Annotated in this window: 15 protein-coding genes and 1 pseudogene; 7 read left to right on the top strand and 9 right to left on the bottom strand. The window is 72.7% G+C overall.

Features of this window, described 5'->3' with window-relative positions; translation table 11 throughout:
* Positions 1-29 precede the first annotated feature (29 nt).
* Positions 30-959, top strand: coding sequence for an NADP-dependent oxidoreductase (locus AB0J08_RS27705; protein ID WP_360639946.1), 930 nt, complete (start codon positions 30-32; stop codon positions 957-959).
* On the opposite strand, the gene AB0J08_RS27700 is transcribed toward AB0J08_RS27705, so the two are convergent.
* A complete protein-coding gene (locus AB0J08_RS27700) occupies positions 946-1,143 on the bottom strand; it encodes a hypothetical protein (protein WP_360639943.1) in 198 nt (65 codons plus the stop codon). The genes AB0J08_RS27705 and AB0J08_RS27700 overlap by 14 nt on opposite strands.
* Positions 1,144-1,561: 418 nt before the next feature.
* On the opposite strand from AB0J08_RS27700, the gene AB0J08_RS27695 reads away from it, so the two are divergent.
* From AB0J08_RS27695 to AB0J08_RS27675, 5 genes and pseudogenes are all read left to right on the top strand, one after another.
* Positions 1,562-2,269, top strand: a complete 708-nt coding sequence (locus tag AB0J08_RS27695) for an NPCBM/NEW2 domain-containing protein (RefSeq protein ID WP_360639940.1) — start codon at positions 1,562-1,564, stop codon at positions 2,267-2,269.
* 716 nt (positions 2,270-2,985) lie between these two features.
* Positions 2,986-3,639, top strand: a complete 654-nt coding sequence (locus AB0J08_RS27690) for a hypothetical protein (RefSeq protein WP_360639937.1) — start codon at positions 2,986-2,988, stop codon at positions 3,637-3,639.
* 238 nt (positions 3,640-3,877) lie between these two features.
* Positions 3,878-4,159 (top strand): annotated as a pseudogene (locus AB0J08_RS27685) (GNAT family N-acetyltransferase); the annotation flags it as partial.
* A 217-nt stretch (positions 4,160-4,376) separates the two neighbouring features.
* Positions 4,377-5,015: an ATP-dependent Clp protease proteolytic subunit gene (locus AB0J08_RS27680; protein WP_360639934.1), complete on the top strand. Its 639-nt coding sequence runs from the start codon at positions 4,377-4,379 to the stop codon at positions 5,013-5,015.
* 1 nt (position 5,016) lies between these two features.
* The gene (locus AB0J08_RS27675; RefSeq protein WP_360639931.1) at positions 5,017-5,619 is read left to right on the top strand and encodes an ATP-dependent Clp protease proteolytic subunit; all 603 of its coding nucleotides are present in this window, start codon (positions 5,017-5,019) and stop codon (positions 5,617-5,619) included.
* Between the two features lie 79 nt (positions 5,620-5,698).
* On the opposite strand, the gene AB0J08_RS27670 is transcribed toward AB0J08_RS27675, so the two are convergent.
* The 8 genes from AB0J08_RS27670 to AB0J08_RS27635 form a co-directional block, all read right to left on the bottom strand.
* Positions 5,699-6,130, bottom strand: coding sequence for a helix-turn-helix transcriptional regulator (locus AB0J08_RS27670; protein WP_360639928.1), 432 nt, complete (start codon positions 6,128-6,130; stop codon positions 5,699-5,701).
* Positions 6,131-6,619: 489 nt separating this feature from the next.
* Entirely contained in the window at positions 6,620-7,651 is a 1,032-nt protein-coding gene (locus AB0J08_RS27665) for a T3SS effector HopA1 family protein (protein ID WP_360639925.1), read from the bottom strand.
* Positions 7,648-8,823, bottom strand: coding sequence for a class V lanthionine synthetase subunit LxmK (gene lxmK, locus AB0J08_RS27660; RefSeq protein WP_360639922.1), 1,176 nt, complete (start codon positions 8,821-8,823; stop codon positions 7,648-7,650). Before lxmK ends, AB0J08_RS27665 begins: the two co-directional genes overlap by 4 nt.
* Positions 8,820-11,639, bottom strand: a complete 2,820-nt coding sequence (locus AB0J08_RS27655; protein ID WP_360639919.1) for an insulinase family protein — start codon at positions 11,637-11,639, stop codon at positions 8,820-8,822. The genes lxmK and AB0J08_RS27655 overlap by 4 nt, the downstream gene beginning before the upstream one ends.
* Complete coding sequence (locus AB0J08_RS27650) at positions 11,566-12,576, bottom strand: hypothetical protein (protein ID WP_360639916.1); 1,011 nt, start codon at positions 12,574-12,576, stop codon at positions 11,566-11,568. Before AB0J08_RS27650 ends, AB0J08_RS27655 begins: the two co-directional genes overlap by 74 nt.
* Positions 12,566-13,276 carry a flavoprotein gene (locus AB0J08_RS27645; RefSeq protein ID WP_360639913.1) on the bottom strand — a complete coding sequence of 237 codons (711 nt, stop codon included), beginning with the start codon at positions 13,274-13,276 and terminating at the stop codon, positions 12,566-12,568. Before AB0J08_RS27645 ends, AB0J08_RS27650 begins: the two co-directional genes overlap by 11 nt.
* Positions 13,273-14,247, bottom strand: coding sequence for an LLM class flavin-dependent oxidoreductase (locus AB0J08_RS27640; RefSeq protein ID WP_360639910.1), 975 nt, complete (start codon positions 14,245-14,247; stop codon positions 13,273-13,275). Before AB0J08_RS27640 ends, AB0J08_RS27645 begins: the two co-directional genes overlap by 4 nt.
* 144 nt (positions 14,248-14,391) lie before the next feature.
* Positions 14,392-14,589, bottom strand: a complete 198-nt coding sequence (locus tag AB0J08_RS27635; RefSeq protein WP_360639907.1) for a hypothetical protein — start codon at positions 14,587-14,589, stop codon at positions 14,392-14,394.
* Between the two features lie 249 nt (positions 14,590-14,838).
* Here AB0J08_RS27635 and AB0J08_RS27630 point away from each other — a divergent pair, with 249 nt between their 5' ends.
* Positions 14,839-18,021: a BTAD domain-containing putative transcriptional regulator gene (locus AB0J08_RS27630; RefSeq protein WP_360639904.1), complete on the top strand. Its 3,183-nt coding sequence runs from the start codon at positions 14,839-14,841 to the stop codon at positions 18,019-18,021.
* Positions 18,022-18,294: the final 273 nt, after the last annotated feature.

Here is an 18,294-nt window from a genome sequence, read left to right as displayed (position 1 = left end):
GTCTCCGTGGACGGCCGTAGGTTCACGACATGAAGATGAAGACCGCTCGTATCCACGCGTTCGGCGATGCGTCCGTGATCCGCTACGACGACGTTCCGCGGCCGCGACCCGGCGCCGGTGAAGTGCTCGTCCGCGTCGCGGCGACTTCGTTCAACCCCACCGAGGCCGCGTTGCGCGCCGGCCTGCTACAGGCGTTCCTGCCCGTGGATCTCCCTTACACGCTGGGCTGGGACGTCGCCGGCACGGTCGCCGAGATCGGCCCGGGGACCGAGGGGTTCACCGTCGGCGACCGGGTCGTCGGGCGGCTGGAGGGTGCCGGAGCGGCCGCCGAGTACGTTCGGGCGCCGGGTGCACTGCTGGTTCCGGCACCGGCAGCCGTTCCTCTCACGCACGCCGCAGCCCTGCCGGTGGCGGGCCTGACGGCCTGGCAGGCGGTGTTCGAGCACGGGAAGGTGGCCGCTGGCCAGCGCGTGCTGGTCAACGGCGCGGGGGGAGGGGTCGGCGGCTTCGTGACGCAGCTCGCCAAGTATGCCGGGGCAGAGGTTATCGCCACCGCCAGTCCCCGCAGCGCCGGGGCCGTCCGGCGGCACGGGGCGGACCAGGTGATCGACTACACCGCCGGGCCGGTCGCAGCCGCGCTCGACGGTCCGGTGGACACCCTGCTCAATCTCGTCCCACTGAGCCCGCACGACACCGTGGCCCTGGCATCCGCGGTACGGCCGGGCGGGCGGATCGTCTCGATCGCGACCCCTGTCGAACCGCCTGCCGACGCCGGGGTGAGGGCGACGCACATGGTCGCCCGCAACGATGCGGCGGACCTGGCGGCGCTCGTGGAACTCGTCGACGCGGGGAAGGTCGCACTCGACATCAGCGCATCACACTCGCTGGCCGACCTTGCGAACGTCCACCGCCTCAGTGAAGCCGGCCGTATCCGCGGCAAGGTCGTCATCGTCCCCTGAGAGCGGAGGCCGCACCTTGTTGCCGCCTCCCCGAGCCCAACCGGTCGGGCGGCAGGTCGAGAGCCTCGTACCGGGCCGCCGAGTGCTCCAGGGCGGCTCTGGTGTGCCGGACCACCTGGGCGAGTTCCTCGCCACCCATCGACTCCGGGCCCTGCTGTCCGGCGCCGGCCGGCTGCGGTGCCATGCTCTCCAGCAGCTCCCGTAGCTTGCGGGCCTGTCCGGTCGGGCGAGGCTGGCGTAGGGCGGCCTGGCGGCACGTTTGCCCGCAGTACAGGCCGGGCCGGCCTGTGCGGGCCGAGTTGGGAAGTGCCGGCCGCAGCGGGGCTGGCACCTGCTGGGGCAGTCGGTTCCGTCACCGTCTCACCGTGACGGAACCGGAGGTCACCACAAGCTGCCCCGCTGGTGGTGCCGGTGGTGCTCGCCTTCGGATCAACTTCGGCCCCCTGCCCGGAGGTCACCGCTTCTCCCTGCTGGTCCTGCCCATGTCCCCGGGCCATCTGTTTTAGGGGGCAGGGAGCGGCCAATATCACTTCTGACGTCTCGCCAGTTGATGTAGAGAGATATCAACACCTGTCGCACTGAAGCTGATTGAAGGAGAACCAGTGACCGTTGAACCTCCGCCGGGCGGAGCCCCACCGGATCCGCTGGGTGCTGGCGGCGGGCCCACGCCCGCGGGCGGTCGCCGCCTCGGGGAGATAGCCGCGCTGGTCTCGGCCGGCACCGCCGTCGCCGGCCTCCTCTTGGGCTTCTTCGGGCTTCCGACGGTGGTGAACTCGCCCACAGCCCAGACGGTCACCCAGACCGTCACGGCGACCGCAACCGTGACCGCAACCGTGACCGCGACCCCGACCAGCTCGTCCGTACCCTCCACCGTTCCGACCCCGAGCGGCAGCGGCCAGACGGCGGCTCCCGCACCGAAGCGGGTCTCCCTGGTGGACGACCTGCAGCCGGTCAACCACAAGAGCGAGAGCTACACCCGGGGACCGCAGAAGGTCAACGGCACGGTCTACCCCACGGTGCTCTCCAGCACGTGCGCCTCCGCCACCTGGCAACTCGACCGCGAGTACACCACTCTGACCATGTCGTACGGCCTGGCCGACAGCTCGTCCTCCGGCACGACCGTGAAGATGTACATCGAGCTGGATGGCGAGCGGAAGGTGGAACGAGCCGTGTCGGTCGGCTCAACAATGCCCGTCAACCTGGACGTTAGCGGTGTCTTCCGAATCACCCTTGGCTCCGAGTACTGCTTCGCCTTCGGCCTGAACAACGTCGGGGCGTGGATCGACCCCGTCGTCACCAAGGCCCCCTAGGGCCGGGCCGACTGGGCGAAGGCGTTGCAGATGGCGGCGAAGACGTCGCTGACCCTGCAACTGCCGTCGGTGGACGATCCCACCAGTCTGATCAACACTGGTCGATCCGCGCCGCAGGCCCCCGGTGCCCGATGGAGCATCCTTGACGGAGGATGGACAGGGCCCGGTGCCGGAGGCGGACGAGGCCGAGCCGGTCACGTTCGAGGACGACCCGATCCGGTGGGCGAAGTTCCCCCCGGGCGCGCCGCGGGCGCAGCGTACGCCCACCGCACCGGTGACGCCGAGGCGCTGCGCGAACTGGGCCTCGGCTAAGCCCAGTTGCAGGCAGCGGTGGGGGAGCCTCGGCGCTGACGAGGCCCGCTTGGCGACGTGATCCACACGCCCAGCCCGAACACAGCGCCCCCGGCCGGGGGCTGATCGAAGCAAATGTCGGGAATTCATGCCACTTCTCATGCCATCCGACATTATTGGGGCCGACCGCACAGCTCACAGGGAAATGGTCGGGACAGTTGGCCGAAGATCCGGCGGAATCAGTTCTATCCCCAGATATCGGCCCAACCTGGCTCGCTGCTGGGCCGTGGCACCCTCTTCGGTTGAGGTCATCGCGTCGTCCACCAGGGCTTTGTGCCTCGATGAGGGGCTGGTCCAAGGCCTATGGGGTCCGGCTGAAAATGTGTCCGATAATCCTGTGGTCGGGGCGTTCCGGGTGCTATTTCATGACGCGTGCAAAGCAGCGTATCCAGCAATCGAATGGGGTAGTTATCATGCGATTCCGTGCACTGGCCGCCGTTTCGGCGCTCACTGCTCTCACGCTCGTCGGGATCGTGCCAGCGGCGCAGGCGGCCGACCCGCCCGCTCCCGCGACGGGCGTGGTGGTCAAGGTCGAGAAGCTGTCCCCGGAACAGGCCCGGACCGTGGACGCGGCGAGCGCGGCGCGAACCGCGTTCAGCCCCGAGACCCAGGGGCGCGTCCTGTGCTTCCAGGCGCACGCGCGGACCGCGGGATGGACCGCCGTGGTGTGCAGCAACGAAGCGGGCTTCACCGGAACGGAGGCGAAGAACGACCCGATCGACGCGGTCCGCTTCATCGTCGGCACGGTCGGCGCTCTGAACTTCAACGTGCAGACGCACTGGGCGAACGACGGGACGGCTTCGGAGGACTACGTGCCGCCGGGCTACATGCTTGAGATCTCCAACGCCAACGGCAACGTACTCGAGGCGATCCGCCTGCGAAGCACCAACGAGACCATGAAGGCCGCTGCCCACGTGCAGAACGTCGGCTGGAAGGGCACGGGCCAGTGGTCGTACGACCAGTGGATCGGCAGCATCGGTGAGGGCCACTGGATGGAGGCCTTCTGGGTGGACATCTGAGCCGGCTACGGGGCGGTGGATGGCCAGGCAGCCCGGCTCGGCGCGGGCACCTGACCGATGAGGCCGTGAACGGTCTCGTGGTGAACGCCGCCGGGGCCGGCGGCGTGCGGCGACGCCGGCCCCGGCGGCGCGGCGGGTCGGACGTGGTCGGCTGACGGCGAGACGCCACGCCCGACGGTGGCGCCTGCCTTTTCGACACGCGTGCCGCGGACACCCCCACCGCTCACCTCACCGACGGCGTCCGGGTCACGTCCGTCCCGAGGCAGGGGAGGCCGAGCTCGGCTGCCTGTTCCTGCCGGAAGCGTGGGGGCGCGGGTACGTCGCCGAGGCGTGCGCGGTGGCACTCGACCGGTTCGCCGAAGCGTTCCCCGGCGAGCCGGTGGTGCTCTGCACCCAGACCGCCAACGAGCGCTCGATGTGCCTGGCGGCGAAGCCGGGGTTCACCGAGGTGGAGCGGTTCGGGGGGTACGGCGCCGAGCAGTGGTTCGGCGTGTGCTCCTCGCGCACACCGTCCGGTTGAGTCGGCCCGGAGTCCCGAGCGGGCGGAAGCCCCGGTACCGCCCGCACCGGCCGCTGCGCCCGGCCCCGCCCGCTCCCGGATGTCCGTCGCCAGCGCCGTGTCCGGGCCGGGACCTCTGCTTCCGGCGAATCTGCGGCGGGCAGATAAACCGCATCGGGGGCGCCTCCCGGGTCAAAAGTGGAGTCGAGGCAAGCCCGCCCCGACAAGGAGAGCAGAGATGACTCCACCCACCACGCCCCGGCCCCGTGCGGCGGAGGGCGACACACCGCCCAGCCGCTTCGACGACCACCTCGCAGCGCAGCTGCTCGCCCAGCGGATCGTCCTGCTCGGCACGCAGGTCGACGACGTGTCGGCCAACCGGGTGTGCGCGCAGCTCCTGCTGCTGTCCGCGGAGGACCCGCGCACCGACATCAGCCTGTACATCAACAGCCCCGGCGGCTCGGTCACCGCGGGTCTCGCCATCTACGACACCATGCGGCTCATCCCGAACGACGTCTCGACGCTGGCGATGGGTTTCGCCGCCAGCATGGGCCAGTTCCTGCTCACCGTGGGGGCGCCCGGCAAGCGGTTCGCGCTGCCGAACGCGCGGATCATGATGCACCAGCCCTCGGCGGGCATCGGCGGCACCACCGCGGACATCGAGATCCAGGCGGAGAACCTCCAGTACACCAAGGAGGCCATCGAGCGGATCACCGCCGAGCACACCGGGCAGAGCGAGGAGACGATCGCGCGGGACGGCGACCGGGACCGCTGGTTCACGGCCGAGCAGGCCAGGGAGTACGGGATCGTGGACCGGGTGGTGGAGTCGGTCGCCGACATCCGCCCGGCCTCGTCGCGCCGACGGATGGGGTTGTGACATGGGGTCGTACACGGTTCCCTACGTCATCGAGCGGACCGCGCAGGGCGAGCGGTCCTACGACGTCTTCAGTCGGCTGCTGAACGAGCGGATCATCTTCCTCGGCACCGAGATCGACGACGGGGTCGCCAACGTGGTCATCGCGCAACTCCTGCACCTGGAGTCGGAGAGCCCGGAGCGCGAGATCTCGATCTACCTCAACTCGCCCGGTGGGTCGTTCACTTCGCTCATGGCGATCTACGACACCATGACGTTCGTGCAGGCCCCGATCGCCACGTTCTGCGTCGGCCAGGCGGCCTCCACGGCGGCGGTGCTGCTGGCCGGAGGAGACCCCGGGCGACGGTTCGTGCTCCAGCACGCGCGGGTGCTGCTCGGCCAGCCGGCCAGCGGCGGCCGGCAAGGGACGGTCTCCGATCTGAGCCTCGCGGCCAAGGAGATGGTCCGCATCCGTGCGCAGGTGGAGGAGGTGCTGTCCCGGCACACGCGGCACGACACGGCGACGCTGCGCGCGGACATGGACCGGGACAAGGTACTCACCGCTGAGGAGGCCGTCGCCTACGGCATCGCCGACGAGGTGCTGAGCCGACGGCTCCCGTTCGCCTGACCTCGCGCGGCCGAGGGCCGGCGGGGCGCCCGGTCCGGCGGTGCGCCCCGCCGGACCGGCCGACCGGCCATCGCCTCGTTCAGGCGGCGAGGCAGAGGCCGTCGTACCGCGCCGTGGGCGCCGTGCGGCCCCGGCCCACCCGGCTCGGGGCGGCGTAGCGGGCCAGCTCGTCCTGGGCGAGCGAGAGCAGGTCGGTGAGGCCGAGCCCGAGGGCCCGGGCGGCGGCCGCGAGGACCTCGGAGGAGGCCTCCTTGCGTCCGCGCTCCAGCTCCGACAGGTACGGCATCGAGATTCGGGCCGCCTGCGCGACGTCCTTCAGCGTGCGGTCCTGGGAGAGCCGCTCGCGGCGCAGCACATCGCCGACGATGTCGCGCCACAGGGGTTCCTTCGGCGCGGTCGGCTCCGGGGCTCTCGCCGGTCGCGGGGGGCGGGCCGCGCCACCGGACGCGGGAGGCGAGGTCTGCGGGCGGAAGGGGATGACGCGGGCTTCGTTCGGGGCTTCAGTGCTCACCCTTTCAGACTAGGCATCAGGGGCGCCGAGGGAAGGGAGCACCGTTCTGCCCTCAGTGAAGCCGCGCAGTGAAGCTGCGCGGGCCGGACCGCGGGGCGCTCCCCGGGAGCCCGCGGGGCAGAGCGGGCTCCCGGGGAGCGATCAGGAAGGGCTCCCAGGGGCCGTGCGTCCGGGCGTAGCCGCCGGCGGTCCCGCAGGACCGCCCGATCACACCGGGTCGGCCGGTCAGTCGGTCAGTCGGTCACGGTGATCTCGTTCACGATCCACTCGCCGAGTTCCCGGGTCATGGTGGTGTGGCCTTCGTTTGACGCTGCGACGGTCGATCAATTCTTGCTGGAGCTCCGCCGTCACGTTGATGAGGACTGCATGGGCATGCCCCTCCGGATAGGGCGGGGCCACCAGCCTGTGCGAGCTGGTCCAACGCCTCCTCGACGCCGGCCAGTGGTGGGCCGGCGATCTGCCCTGCAGGTACTGAGCCGGATGAACACGTCAGAGATTAGGGCTCTGGAGCGGGGCGGAGCCGAAGTTGCGGTAGGGGGCGGTGGGGTCGATCTGGGCGAGTCGTAGGGCGGTGGCCGCCTCGCGGTAGACGGATGCCGCGTCACCGCCCGGGCCCGTCGTGATCAGAGCCTGGGCGAGGACCGTGGCCCGGTGTTGGCCGAAGCTGAGGTCCCGCATGCTGGGCCGGTCGTCGTCGGGTTCCCAGGCCGCTGCGATGCCGGGGGCGAGTTGGAGGGCGAAGTCGGAGGTGTCGGCGGCGATACCAGGCAAGCCGTGCAGGACGGCCGCCAGGTCGTGGCAGGCGTGCCACGAGCCTGCGCCCAGGTAGATGACAAGGGCGTCGCGGCGTGGGTATTCCGACCGCAGGGCGAGGATCTTGGCGCGGTACGCGGCTTCGGCTCTCTCCAGTACGTCCAGTGCTGTTGACCAGGCCGGCAGGGCAGCGGAGGGGGTACTGAGGTGGGCGTAGACCCGGAGCAGGGGCTCGCCGGGCTGCGGTTCCCGGGAGCCGAGGACGGAGAAGAAGCCGGGGGAGAGCGCGGGGCGGCACGACGAGAGCGTCACCCGGGCGGTGCCGGTGGCCGGGGCGGTGGCGACGGCGGCCGCGGGGAGCCGGACCCGGACTCCCCCCAATGACACGAGCACCTGTGCGCCGGCCAGGGCGAGGTCCCCGGCGCGCTTGGGCGGTTCAGCCCCGTCGTGTCGCGTGCGTGAGGAGGACCGTTCGTTCCGTTCGGGCGTTTCGGCGAGCGGGACCTCGCGTTCGACATGACGGTGCGGCACACCTCGGCGCAGCGCGTCAACGAGGTCGGCGTCGTGGAGAGCGAGCTGCACGGGCCCGGAACGGTGCTCGCGGCCCGCGTGGAACATCTCGTACAGGGCGCTGCCGAGTTCGCGCTCGAGCGCGGCGGGTGTTGCCGCCCGAAGGGTCCGATCGCCGACGGTCGCGGAGGTGCGGTCCGGTGCGAGCGAGACGGCGTCGAGCAGTGCGGCCAGTGGTTCGGCGAGTTCTGTGGTCATCCCTGTCCTCCGAGGCCGATGACGGGGGCGAAGCGGGCGGGTTCGAGCAGGGCGGTGCGGCCGATGCCGGCGGCGGCCCGCTCGATGCCGAGCAGACGGTTGCGTCGTGCCGCGGCGGCGAGGAGCCGGTCGATCGTGTGCCATCCGGCGAAGGCGGTGGCCCGTTCGGCCAGGCGGGGATCGGCGTCGGGCCGTTCGGCCCGGTACCCGCTCCAGAAGGCCCGTACCACCGGGCGGAGCCGGGCGAGGGCGCCGGCGCCCCGGCGCAGGACGTCGCCCCGGGTCAGAGTGGTGTCGGGGAACTGCTCACGGTCCGTGCCGTCCGACCCGTTCGAAGGGAGGTCGGGAGCGCCAGGGCTGACGATGTCCATCACCGATCGGTACAGGAACTCCCCTGCCAGGCTTCCGACATCGCGTGCCGGGTCGGCGAGCCGGAACTCCTCCCAGTCGGCCGCCAGGGCTCCGGTCGGGCTCCCGGGGGTGATCAGCAACTGGTCGAGACGGAGGTCGCAGTGGGCCGGTCCTCGGGGGGCGGTGCGCTCGGCGTCGAGGAGGGAATCGATCGCGTCGAGCACGGCCGGGTCGTTCTGCAGCAAATGCCAGGCCTGGAGTTCGGCGCCGCTCGCGCGCTCGTACATGGGCAGCGGCAGGCCTCGCAGCAGGAAGTCGGACGGTAGCGCGGGCGGCCGGTGCTCGAGTCCGGCCCCGCCGGACGGGGCAGCGGTCCCGTGCAGCCGGGCGAGCGCGCCACCCGTTTTCCAGGCGGTGTCTGCGGCTTCGGGTCCGGTGCCGGTCAGGATGTCTCCGCCGCGCGCGTCGGCGAGGTACTCGAACGCCATCAGCCCCGCATCGGCGTCGTGGCCGAGGAGCCGGGGGCCGCGCAGGTGGCCGGCCGGTGCGTGGTCGCTGAACCGCTCGAAGGTGAGCGCACGGTCGAGCCGTTGCCGGACGTCCTCCTTCGGGCCGGTGAGGCGTTTGACGAAGACGGCTGCTCCCGTGGTGGTGGGCCCGGCCCAGGTGTCATTGCGGCCCGGCAGGGTGACGACGGTGGAGCGGTCGTAGCGGCCGAGGCCGAGTCGGTCCAGTAGATGCTGGACCTGCGGCACGCGGTCGAGGTCGACGGTCGCGAACCGGGCGGGTTGCGGACGTTCCGGTATCGGGGTGAGCGTCATGGGGTGCTCCGCGGTGTGTTTTCGTGGGTGTTCCGGAAGAGGACGCCGGAGAAGGCGGGCACGTCGAAGAGGTCCCGGACGGCCTTGGCCACCTCCGTGTCGGAGACGGTTGCGAACGCGCGTGGCAGGTCGGCGAGCCCGCTGGTGGAGTGACCGAGGAGGATCCAGGCGAGGAGCTGGTCGGCCAGGGCGTTCGAGCTGTCGAGTCGGGCGAGCTGGCCGGCGCAGAACACACGGGCCGCGGTGATCTCCGCAGCCGTGGGCACAGCCGGTCGCCCGCCCCGCCGGGCCGGCCCACGGGCGAGACGGGTGAGGGCGTCCTCGGTGTTCTCCGGGCCGGCAGCGGTGGTAATCGTGACCCGGGGCACGCCGAACCGGCCGTCCCGTCCGGCCACGGCCCGGATCGCACCGGCGCGGCCCTGGTCCTCGGTCAGCCGCGCGCCGGGGTGGCCGCCGACGAGCGCCACCGCCAGGAAGCGGGCGGCGGGGTCGGTGCGGGGGGCGGGTTCCCGAGCGCACAGCAGGGCGAAGGACGGCCCCGGTCGGCGGATGACCAGCAGGGCGGGATCGGGCGGCGCCGATCCGGCGCCGTCACCGGATTGTGCGCTCCTCACCACCCCGGTCTCCGCGCCCGCCCGGGTGCCGGCCGCCGGGGGAGAAAGGTCCAGGGCGGGGCGGGCGTCCGCGGCCACCTGCTCGGGGTCGAGGTCGCCGACCGCGACGAGGGTCGCGGAGGCCAGCGGCAGCGGCCGGTCCACCAGCGCCTCGATGTCGGGTCGGAGGCCGGCAGGGGTGGCGGTCGGGCCGTGAAGGAGCCGCAGCGCGGCCCGGTCCAGAGCCCAGGCGGGGTCCTGGAGGGCTCGGCGGACCGCAGCCGCGACCCGGTCCGCGCCGTCCCGCGGCTCGGCCGGCCGGACGGGTTCGTGTAGCAGTTGGGCCAGCGCGTTCGGCCAGCGCCGCCGGGTCCCAGCGGGGAGCCACCCGGTCAGGTGGACGCGCACGCCCTCGACCGACGCGGTGCAGTCGCCGCCGAGCCCGGGGTTCGCGGCCCAACGCCGGGCGAGCAGCCGCGCGACCGTGAACGCGGTGACAGCGTCATGGGCGTCGCGAAGGGTCAGGCACAGTCGCAACTCCAGCAGTGGCGCGGAGGCGTCGCGGACGGTGGCCACCCGTGCCTCCCCGGGTCGGTCCGGCGCGGGCACCACCTCGCTGAACGCGCTGAACAGCGCGGGTGCGTCCCGGGCCGGCCGGGTGGGTGCGGCGACCCGGGAGGGGCCCCGTCCAGCGTCCACCCGCACGGCCCGGGACGCGGGCACCACGGTGTCGGCGGCCGCCGCGCCGCAGCCCGGAGCCGCGCCGGTGCCCACCCCCGGGCCTGTCCGATCGACCGCTCCCGGACCGGACGCCGGTGGACCGGCGTCCGCCCGGGAACCGTGGGGCCGCGCCGGGCCCGCACCCCGCCGGACGCCGCCGCTCGGCTTCGCCGGCTCGACGTGCAGGACGGCCCGATGCGAGGCCAGGAGCCCTGCGGCGGCTGAGGCGACGTCTGCCGCGGGCACGGCGCGGAGCAGGTCCGGCAGCCCGTCGAGGAGTTCGGCCTGGCCGAAGAGCGTCTCGAACCGTCCCAGGCCACGGGCCCTGGCGGTCGGGGAATCGTGCTCGCGGCGATGCTCCAGCGCGACGCGTTCGATGAGGCCACCGAGGTCGAGGCCGTGCGGGCCGCCGTCCGCGACGGAGGCGAGCGCCCGGTCCACGACGGCGAGCGCTTCCTGCGGCGGCGCGCCGTGCGGGCGGCGAACGGCGATGACCAAGGCGTCGGGGCCGGTCGTGTCGAGCGGCGCGAAGAACCCGCACCGCGCGTCGTCGATCCCCGGAGCCGGCCCGGCTGATTCCATCCGGCCGGCCGATCCCGCCCTCTCCGTCGTGCCGGCCGGTCCTGCTACCCGGGCCCGCCCGAGCGGACCACCGCCGTCGAGGGAGGACAGCATCCGCGCCATCAGCAGATGGGCGAGGTAGCCGCGCAGGTCCCCCGGCACCGGGGGGAGCCGGTACCCGATGGCCGAGGCAGCCGGCCCGCGGCCGGGAATGAAGCGGGTGACGACGTGGTCGACGGTCGGCGGAGGCTCGTCGGCGGCCGGTGGCGGAGGCACGGCGCGGGCGGGAATCCCCCCGAAGTGGGCCGCGACCAGGTCAGCGACGGCCGGTTCGAGCGGGCCCGACAGGGTCAGCACCGCGTTGGCGGGCGCGTAGTGGCGGGCGAAGAAGTCCGCGCACTCCGTCACGGTGGTGCCGTCCAGCGTGCGGGCGTTGCCGTAGCCGTCCCGGGTGTTCGCCGGGAGGTCGAACAGGACGTCGGCGAGCAGGGGCCAGGGGAACCCGGGGCACGGGCCCTTGCCGTTGAACAGGTCCACCTCCTGCTGGATCACCCCCACTTCCCGCGCGATGCCGTACGCCGCGAACCTGGGCGCCCTCATGCGGTCGGCCTCCGCGGCCAGAGCCTGCGGTAGGGAGCCTGCCGGGACACCGTGGAAGTAGTCGGTGTAGTCCTGGTGAGTGGTGGCGCCGGCTGTGCCTCCGCCGGCGTGCAACGCGGCGAAGTAGGCGTTGCCGGCCCGGCTCCGGCCGTCCTGGAACATGAGGTGCTCCACCAGGTGGGCCAGGCCCGGCCGGTGGGAGGGATCGGCGCGGAAGCCCGCCCGGTAGTGCACGCAGACACCGACGGTGGCCCGGTCGGGCCGGAGGTCAGTGAGGAGGGTCAGACCGTTCGCCAGCGTGGTCCTGCTGAGGCCTGCTGATGTCCCTGCCAACGGGCGCATGAGGGCTCCTTTCCGGGAGAAGATCAGATCTGTGGAGGTCGGAGGCGTCGAGGAGATCGCGGAGCAGAGGGACGAAGCGCGGGAGCGCGGCCTCGGGCGGCCAGGGGCGGTATGCGATGGTGTCGTGGGCGTGGACGGCGATGCGCAGGGCGGGCCAGAAAGGGTCGGTCACGGCCCCGGCCGCTCCGTACCCGGTGGCCACCGCGTTGACGAGCGGCTGCCAGGACTGCGGCGCGCGGACTCCGAGCGAGGATCGCAGCTCGATCAGCTCGCCCACCGGCCATCCCAGGTCGTACCCGGCCGGGGCCCGGCAGAGGTCCTCCCCGATGAACATCGCCGCTGCCCCGCCCGTGTCGTCGGGCAGCAGCAACGAGCCGAGACCGGGGGCCCCGTGGCAGAGAACCCCGGAACTTCCCGGGGCCAGGGCGCTCGCACAGCCCCGTGCCAGGGTGGCGTAGCGCCGCGTGCCCAGGGCGGTGCGCAGCAGCTGCGCACCGGGGACGGACGAGCGGTCGGTGAGCCATGCGTGCAGCCTGCGCAGCGCGCGGGAGGCGGCGGGCGGTGGGAGCCCGGGCGGTAGCCGGACGCGGTGGAGGCTGGCCAGGAGCCGGCCCAGATCGGTGAGGGCCTCGACGATCGGGGTGCGGGAAGGGTCGTCCTCCGCCATGCCGGCGCCCAGCAGCAGGAGGTGGGCCGCGCTCAGCGGGCTCCGCGCCGAGTAGTGGCGGTGACCCAGCCGGTCCTCCTCCCCGAGGAGCCAGCCGGCCCCGGGGATCTGGGGAAGAGCGGCGAGCAGGTCGACCAACCCGGGGGAGAGGGCTGCGAAGGGCGACGGCGCCCGGGGGCCGGGCGAGCGGGACCAGCGGTAGCCGTGCACGGTGCGGCGCAACGTGGTGCGCAGCAGGCCCGTACCGAATTCGGCGGCGTCAGTGGGCATGATTCGCCCCCCGGGCCGGGGGACCGTCCCCGGCCGCGTCGTCCCCGTGCACGGTCCGGTCTTCCGCCTGCCGGTCGTTCCCCTCCCCGTTCCCGCCCTCGCCCGCCAGGAGTACCCGCCGTGCCTCGACGAGTGCCAGCAGCCGGTGCAACGGCAGCGGCGCCCAGGCCCCGGGCCGGCCCGTCGTCTGGCTCCGGGCGAGGACGGGTGCTCCCACCACGACGTTCGGCCGCGCTTCCAGGGCGGCGAGGTGGGACCGGTAGGGCACCGCGGTCGTCGCCCCGGGGGGCAGCGCCGGGGCGACCCCGATCGGGACGTCGGTGCATTGGGCGGCCAGCAGGGCGGGGCTGTCCGCCAGGCCCAGCGCGAGACGGGCGAGGAATCCGAAGGTCGCCGGGTACACCACGATGGCCTGCGCCCAGGTCGCCAGCTCCACGTGCCGGGCGGACGGGGTCGCCTCGTCGGGCCAGACGTCGAGGAGAGCCCCGCCGCCGAACCGGCCCGCCAGCGCCTCCCGGGTGACGAAGCGTTCGGCGCTACGGGTGACGACCGCGCGCACCGTGAGACCGGGATAGGCGTAGCGCAGCCAGTCCCCCCAGAACGGGAGGTCGGCCGCGGCCGTGGAGCCGCTCCCGACGAGCAGCAGCCGAGCCACCCCCAGGGGCGGCGGCGCCGGGACCGGGTCCGTTGCCGTGCTCATCGTGTCCCCCATCCGGTGCCGGTGAAGAGCGCGTTCAGATCTTCGAGAGCGGCGTGCGGGCCCAGGACCCCGGCTACGCCAGTGCAGTTCAGCACCACCTCGTCCACTCCGGCGTCGTGGTACGCGGTCACCGTCTCGGCGATCCGCTCCGTGCTCCCGGTGGCCATGGCACCGGCTTCGACGGCCGCGCGGACGCTCTCCCGGGGGCGGCCGGGGTCGACCGGCACCCCGGCCCGGTTCAGCATGGCCCGGTAGTGGGGGGCCCGGAGGTGGAGCTCGCTGCCTGCGGTCAGCAGCGCAATGGTGTCGCGTCCGGCCCGTTCCAGCGCGGTGGGCACAACGGTGACGATCCGCGGTGCGGGCCGGCCGGCCTTCTCGGCACCCTCGCGGACGGCGGGCAGCAGGACGTCGCGCAGGTAGCCTGGCGGCGTGAGCCAGCTGACCGTCACGTCCGCGACCTCCCCGGCCAGCCGGGCCATCCCCGGCCGCAGGGTGCCGAGGCCCAGACGGACCGAAGGGGTGGGCAGCTGGGGGAGCCGGCCGCGGTAGGAGAAGTACGTGCCGCCCTGGTCGGCCTCGCCCTTGGTCAGCAGGGCCCGGACGATCGCCAGGTACTCACGTGCGGCCGTCAGCGGACTCGGGTACGCGGAGCCGAGCAGCGCGCGCTGGAATTCCGGTGCGCCCGGCCCGAACGCGGCGGTCACAGGGTGCCCCGATGCGGCGGCGAGAGTGCGGGCCTCCAGCGCCGCTTGCGCGGGATGGCGCAGTGGCATGAGCGAGACGCCGATGCCGAACGGGACGCGGGCGCCGAGCCCGCAGACCTGCGTGAAGACCTGGTGCTGTTCGGTGGTCATGCCCTGCCCCTGCCAGAGCGCCGCGGCCCCCCGCCACTGGACGAACGCGGCGAACGGCATGATCTGCTCGGCCCGGGCGGGCACGAAGGGGACGAGGACGGATACATGGCGGTTCATCAGGCCACCCTGGGAGTAGGTCCCGACCGCGTCGCGGTGCGGCAACGGCGGCCACACCGCGACGCGGCCCGGAAGGGGACGGTGCGGCAGGCGGCCCTGAGGGGTGCAACGTCCCTCCTCAGAGCCGCCGTCGTGCGACTATCGTCAGCAGCCGTTGGCGACCGTGACGGTCACCGAGACGATCGTGAACTTGATCGTCGCCACGGAGATGAACACGGGGCTGAGCGCCGGCGCGTCGACCGACGCGTCGAGCTCCAGCTCGGACGCCTGGGCGTAGGCCTCGAAGCCCCCGAGCAGCTGCATGACGTCGATGTCGTCCTGGACGGCGAGGGTGTTCTGCATGACTTCCTCCTGCGGTGTGAGGGACGGCCACCTGGGCGCCTCGATGCGCGCCGGCCGGGGACTGCGACCGCGTTCCCCGGCCGGTGTGGCTGATTCGAAGGTCGCAGCCGAGGCTTGCCCGGACCTTGCGAGCGATGTTGAACTCGCAGGTCGGCTCGCCGATTTCACCTTCCGGTTGCGATGGCTAGGCTTGCGGCGCGTCGGCTTGCGAGCGTCGTGATTTCCCGCAGATCGAAGGAGAGTGACGGCATGTCAGTTCAGATCCGGTTACTCGGTGGTGTCGAGGTGCGGGCCGGCCGACGGGCCGTCGATGTCGGGCACCCGCGGCAGCAGTGCGTCCTGGTCGCCCTGCTGGCGGACCTGCGCGCCTGCGTGCCCGCGGAGCAGCTGATCGAACGGGTCTGGGGCGACGCCCCGCCCCGCCGTGGCCGGAGCACCCTCTATAGCTACCTGTCCAGGCTGCGGCAGGCCCTGGAGGAGTCCGGAGCGGCCCGGATCGAGCGCAGGGACGGTGGGTACACCGTCGAGGTGGACCCCATGGCGGTCGATCTGCACTGCTTCGCACGCTGGACGGACGAGGCGCGGACCGCCGAACCGGCTCGTGCGCGGCTCCTGTTGGAGCAGGCCGTCGCGCTCCGACGCGGCGCCCTGCTGCCCCGGATCGACACGCCCTGGCTGAACGACCTGCGCGCACTGCTCGACGAACGGCACCGCACTGCCGAGGCCGACCTGATGGACCTCAGGCTCGGCTCCGGCGAGCATGCCGAGGTGCTCGGCGAACTGCAGCGACTGGCAGCCGACCACCCCCTCGACGAGGGCCGGGCCGGCCGGCTCATGCTCGCCCTGTACCGCAGCGGGCGTCAGGCGGATGCGTTGGAGTACTACGAGCGCACCCGGCGGGAACTCGTGAAGCAGCTCGGTATCGACCCGGGACCGCAGCTGCGCCGGCTCCACCTGCGCATCCTGGCCGCCGATCCGGCGCTGGAGGTGGCGCGGCCGGCTCCGGCCTTGGCGGCTGTCACACCGACGACTGCGCCGCAGCCCCCTGGGCCGCAGCCCACCGCCTCCTCGTCCACCGCTCCGCCCTCGGCCGCCCCGCGGCTCATCGTGCCACGTCAACTGCCCCGCCCGATCGCGGGATTCGTCGGAAGGGCCGGTGAACTCGACGCCTTGGAGAAGGAGTTGGCCAGCCCTGGGCCGATGCTGGTGTCGATCAGCGGGATGGCCGGCATCGGCAAGACCAGCCTGGCCATCCAGTGGACGCAGCGTGCGCGCGGGCACTTCCCCGACGGGCAGCTCTTCGTCGACCTCCGCGGCCACGGCCCGGGGCGGCCGCTGCGCCCGGTGGAGGCGCTGGCAGGTTTCCTCGTCGCGCTCAACGTGCCGCCGGACCGGGTGCCGTCCGACGAGGAACAGGCGTCTGCGCTGTTCCGCTCGGCTGTCGAGGACCGCCGGATGGTCGTCGTCCTGGACAATGCCGGCTCGGTGGACCAGGTTCGGGCACTGCTGCCCGGCGCGACCGGGGTTCCGGTCCTGGTGACCAGCCGTAACCGGCTGACCGGTCTGGTGGCCCGGGAGGGAGCCCGGGAACTGCCGCTCGGTGTCCTCGGCGAAGACGAGTCGGTGGAGCTGATCCGCCGGACGGCCGGCGAGCGACAACCCCCGGGTGCGGAGGAGACCGGGAGGTCGGCCGCCCTTGCGCTCGCACGGTTATGCGGCCGCCTGCCTCTGGCGCTCCGGATCGCCGCGGCACAGGCCTCCTCCGAGCCCGGGGCAGGCCTGGAGATCCAGGTCGCCAGACTCGGCGGAGGCAACCGGCTCGACCAGCTGGCGGTACGCGGCGACGAGGCCGCGGCTGTCCGGGTTGCCTTTGACCACTCGTACACCGCGCTCGACCCTGACTTGAGGCGGCTGTTCCGGCTGCTCGGGCTGCTGCCGTTCACGGACTTCCCAGCAGCACTGGCCGATGTACTCCTGCTCGCCACCCGCGGAGAAGAGTCGGCCGGTCCACAGGCGCCGGCCCGCAACGAGGTGCTTCTGCGGCGGCTGGTCGACGCTCACCTCGTCAATCATTCGTCCGAGGGCCGCTACCAGCTGCACGACCTGCTCCGCCAGTACGCCCGTGATCTGGTACTCGTCGAGGAGCCGGACGCCGCACGAGCCGCGGTGGTGCGGGGTGCCTACAGCTGGTACGGCCGGTATGCCGGAGCTGCTGCCGCCGTGATGTTCCCCCAGTTGCCCAGGGTCCGGTCCGAGCCGGACGAGGGTGCCGCCTTCCCCGACCCCGGCCGGGCCGCGACCTGGCTCGCCGACGAACGGCACAACCTCGTCACCGCCACCGTGACGGCCGCCGAGGCCTGTCAACCCGAGACCGCCTGGTTGCTCGCGGACGCGCTGCGCGGCTACTACATGGCCCACCGGAACGTCGTCGAGTGGACCACCGTGGCGCAGGCCGGTCTTGAAGCGGCCGAACGACACGGCGATGCGCGCGCCCGGGCCGCCATGCAGTTGAACCAGGCCGTGATCGCCAACTGCACCGGGGACCTCACCGCCGCCGTCGACCACTACCGGCAGGCGATCCGGCTCGCCGTCGCCGCCGGATGGCTGGTCGGAGAGGCCACCGGGCACGCCAACCTCGGGATCGCGCTGTCGATCCAGGGCCACTCGAGTGAGGCCGCCGAGCAGCAGCACCGGGCCCTGGCCGTCAACCGAAGGCTCGGCCGCAGCATCAACGTCGCGATCAACCTTCAGAATCTCGGCACGATATGCGGGCTCATCGGCCGCATCGACACCGCCATCGAGTATCTGCAGGAGAGCCTCGCCCTTCACCGGGCAGCCAACAACGAACGCGGGCAGGCCGCCGCCCTGATCAACCTCGGGATCTCCCACCATCAGCGCCAAGAGCTCGACGCTGCTCGGGACTGCCTCCAGGAGGCCCGCCGCCTGGACCGCAAGCTCGGGCACGTGGACGGGGAAAGCACTGCCCTCGCGTATCTGGCCTGTGTCGAACTCGACGCGGGCGCCGCCGAACAGGTGGTACTGAAACTCGCCCGAACCGCAGCCGCGATTCTCCACGGCGCCGGTGACCCCTATGCGGAGGCCGTCGCGCTCAACGCGCTGGCCACCACCCAGCACCGCTTCGGCCACCGCACGGTGGCCCGGCTGCACCATCGCCGGGCCTTGCGTCTGGCGGACTCGTGTGGCAGCCGGCAACCGGCCGTGGTGGCCCTGATCGGCCTCGCAGAGCTGAACCACGAGGCCGGGTCGCGGAACGATGCCGAACAACTCGCCCGCCGGGCCCGCGACCTGGCCGCAGAGGCAGGGTACCGGCCGCTGGAGAGCCGGGCCGGGGCCGTGCTGACCGCCCTGTCCCAGGCACACCCCCCGGCCGCCGACTACGGTGCCGCACGCCGGATCCACGCCGCCGGGTAGCGGCGGACCGTGGCTTGCCGCAGACCGAAGGAGGAATCTGCCTGGGGCGTTCTACCGGGGGCCGTGGCGTGATACGTCGAGGCCATCGCGCGCTGTTGAGTTGCACCTGCCCATAGGTCAGTTATCGCCGAGGTCGGACTTGACGGTGACTGGGGCGTGGTCGCTCCAGCGCTCGGCGTGGGCGCCGGCGCGTTCGACGGCCCTGTCGGCGAGGCCTCTTGTACAAACACCTACTGAGGTCTTCGTTGTGTTGTCCGTGGTGACGGACAACAC

Source organism: Kitasatospora sp. NPDC050463, assembly GCF_040655255.1.
Classification (GTDB): Bacteria; Actinomycetota; Actinomycetes; order Streptomycetales; family Streptomycetaceae; genus Kitasatospora.
This window is presented reverse-complemented; position numbering and strand designations above follow the sequence as displayed.

Coding starts and splice junctions, on each gene's coding strand:
- AB0J08_RS27705 (WP_360639946.1), top strand. CDS start 30: ATGAAGATGAAGACCGCTCGTATCCACGCGTTCGGCGATGCGTCCGTG.
- AB0J08_RS27700 (WP_360639943.1), bottom strand. CDS start 1,143: ATGGCACCGCAGCCGGCCGGCGCCGGACAGCAGGGCCCGGAGTCGATG.
- AB0J08_RS27690 (WP_360639937.1), top strand. CDS start 2,986: ATGACGCGTGCAAAGCAGCGTATCCAGCAATCGAATGGGGTAGTTATC.
- AB0J08_RS27680 (WP_360639934.1), top strand. CDS start 4,377: ATGACTCCACCCACCACGCCCCGGCCCCGTGCGGCGGAGGGCGACACA.
- AB0J08_RS27675 (WP_360639931.1), top strand. CDS start 5,017: ATGGGGTCGTACACGGTTCCCTACGTCATCGAGCGGACCGCGCAGGGC.
- AB0J08_RS27665 (WP_360639925.1), bottom strand. CDS start 7,651: ATGACCACAGAACTCGCCGAACCACTGGCCGCACTGCTCGACGCCGTC.
- lxmK (WP_360639922.1), bottom strand. CDS start 8,823: ATGACGCTCACCCCGATACCGGAACGTCCGCAACCCGCCCGGTTCGCG.
- AB0J08_RS27655 (WP_360639919.1), bottom strand. CDS start 11,639: ATGCGCCCGTTGGCAGGGACATCAGCAGGCCTCAGCAGGACCACGCTG.
- AB0J08_RS27650 (WP_360639916.1), bottom strand. CDS start 12,576: ATGCCCACTGACGCCGCCGAATTCGGTACGGGCCTGCTGCGCACCACG.
- AB0J08_RS27645 (WP_360639913.1), bottom strand. CDS start 13,276: ATGAGCACGGCAACGGACCCGGTCCCGGCGCCGCCGCCCCTGGGGGTG.
- AB0J08_RS27640 (WP_360639910.1), bottom strand. CDS start 14,247: ATGAACCGCCATGTATCCGTCCTCGTCCCCTTCGTGCCCGCCCGGGCC.
- AB0J08_RS27635 (WP_360639907.1), bottom strand. CDS start 14,589: ATGCAGAACACCCTCGCCGTCCAGGACGACATCGACGTCATGCAGCTG.
- AB0J08_RS27630 (WP_360639904.1), top strand. CDS start 14,839: ATGTCAGTTCAGATCCGGTTACTCGGTGGTGTCGAGGTGCGGGCCGGC.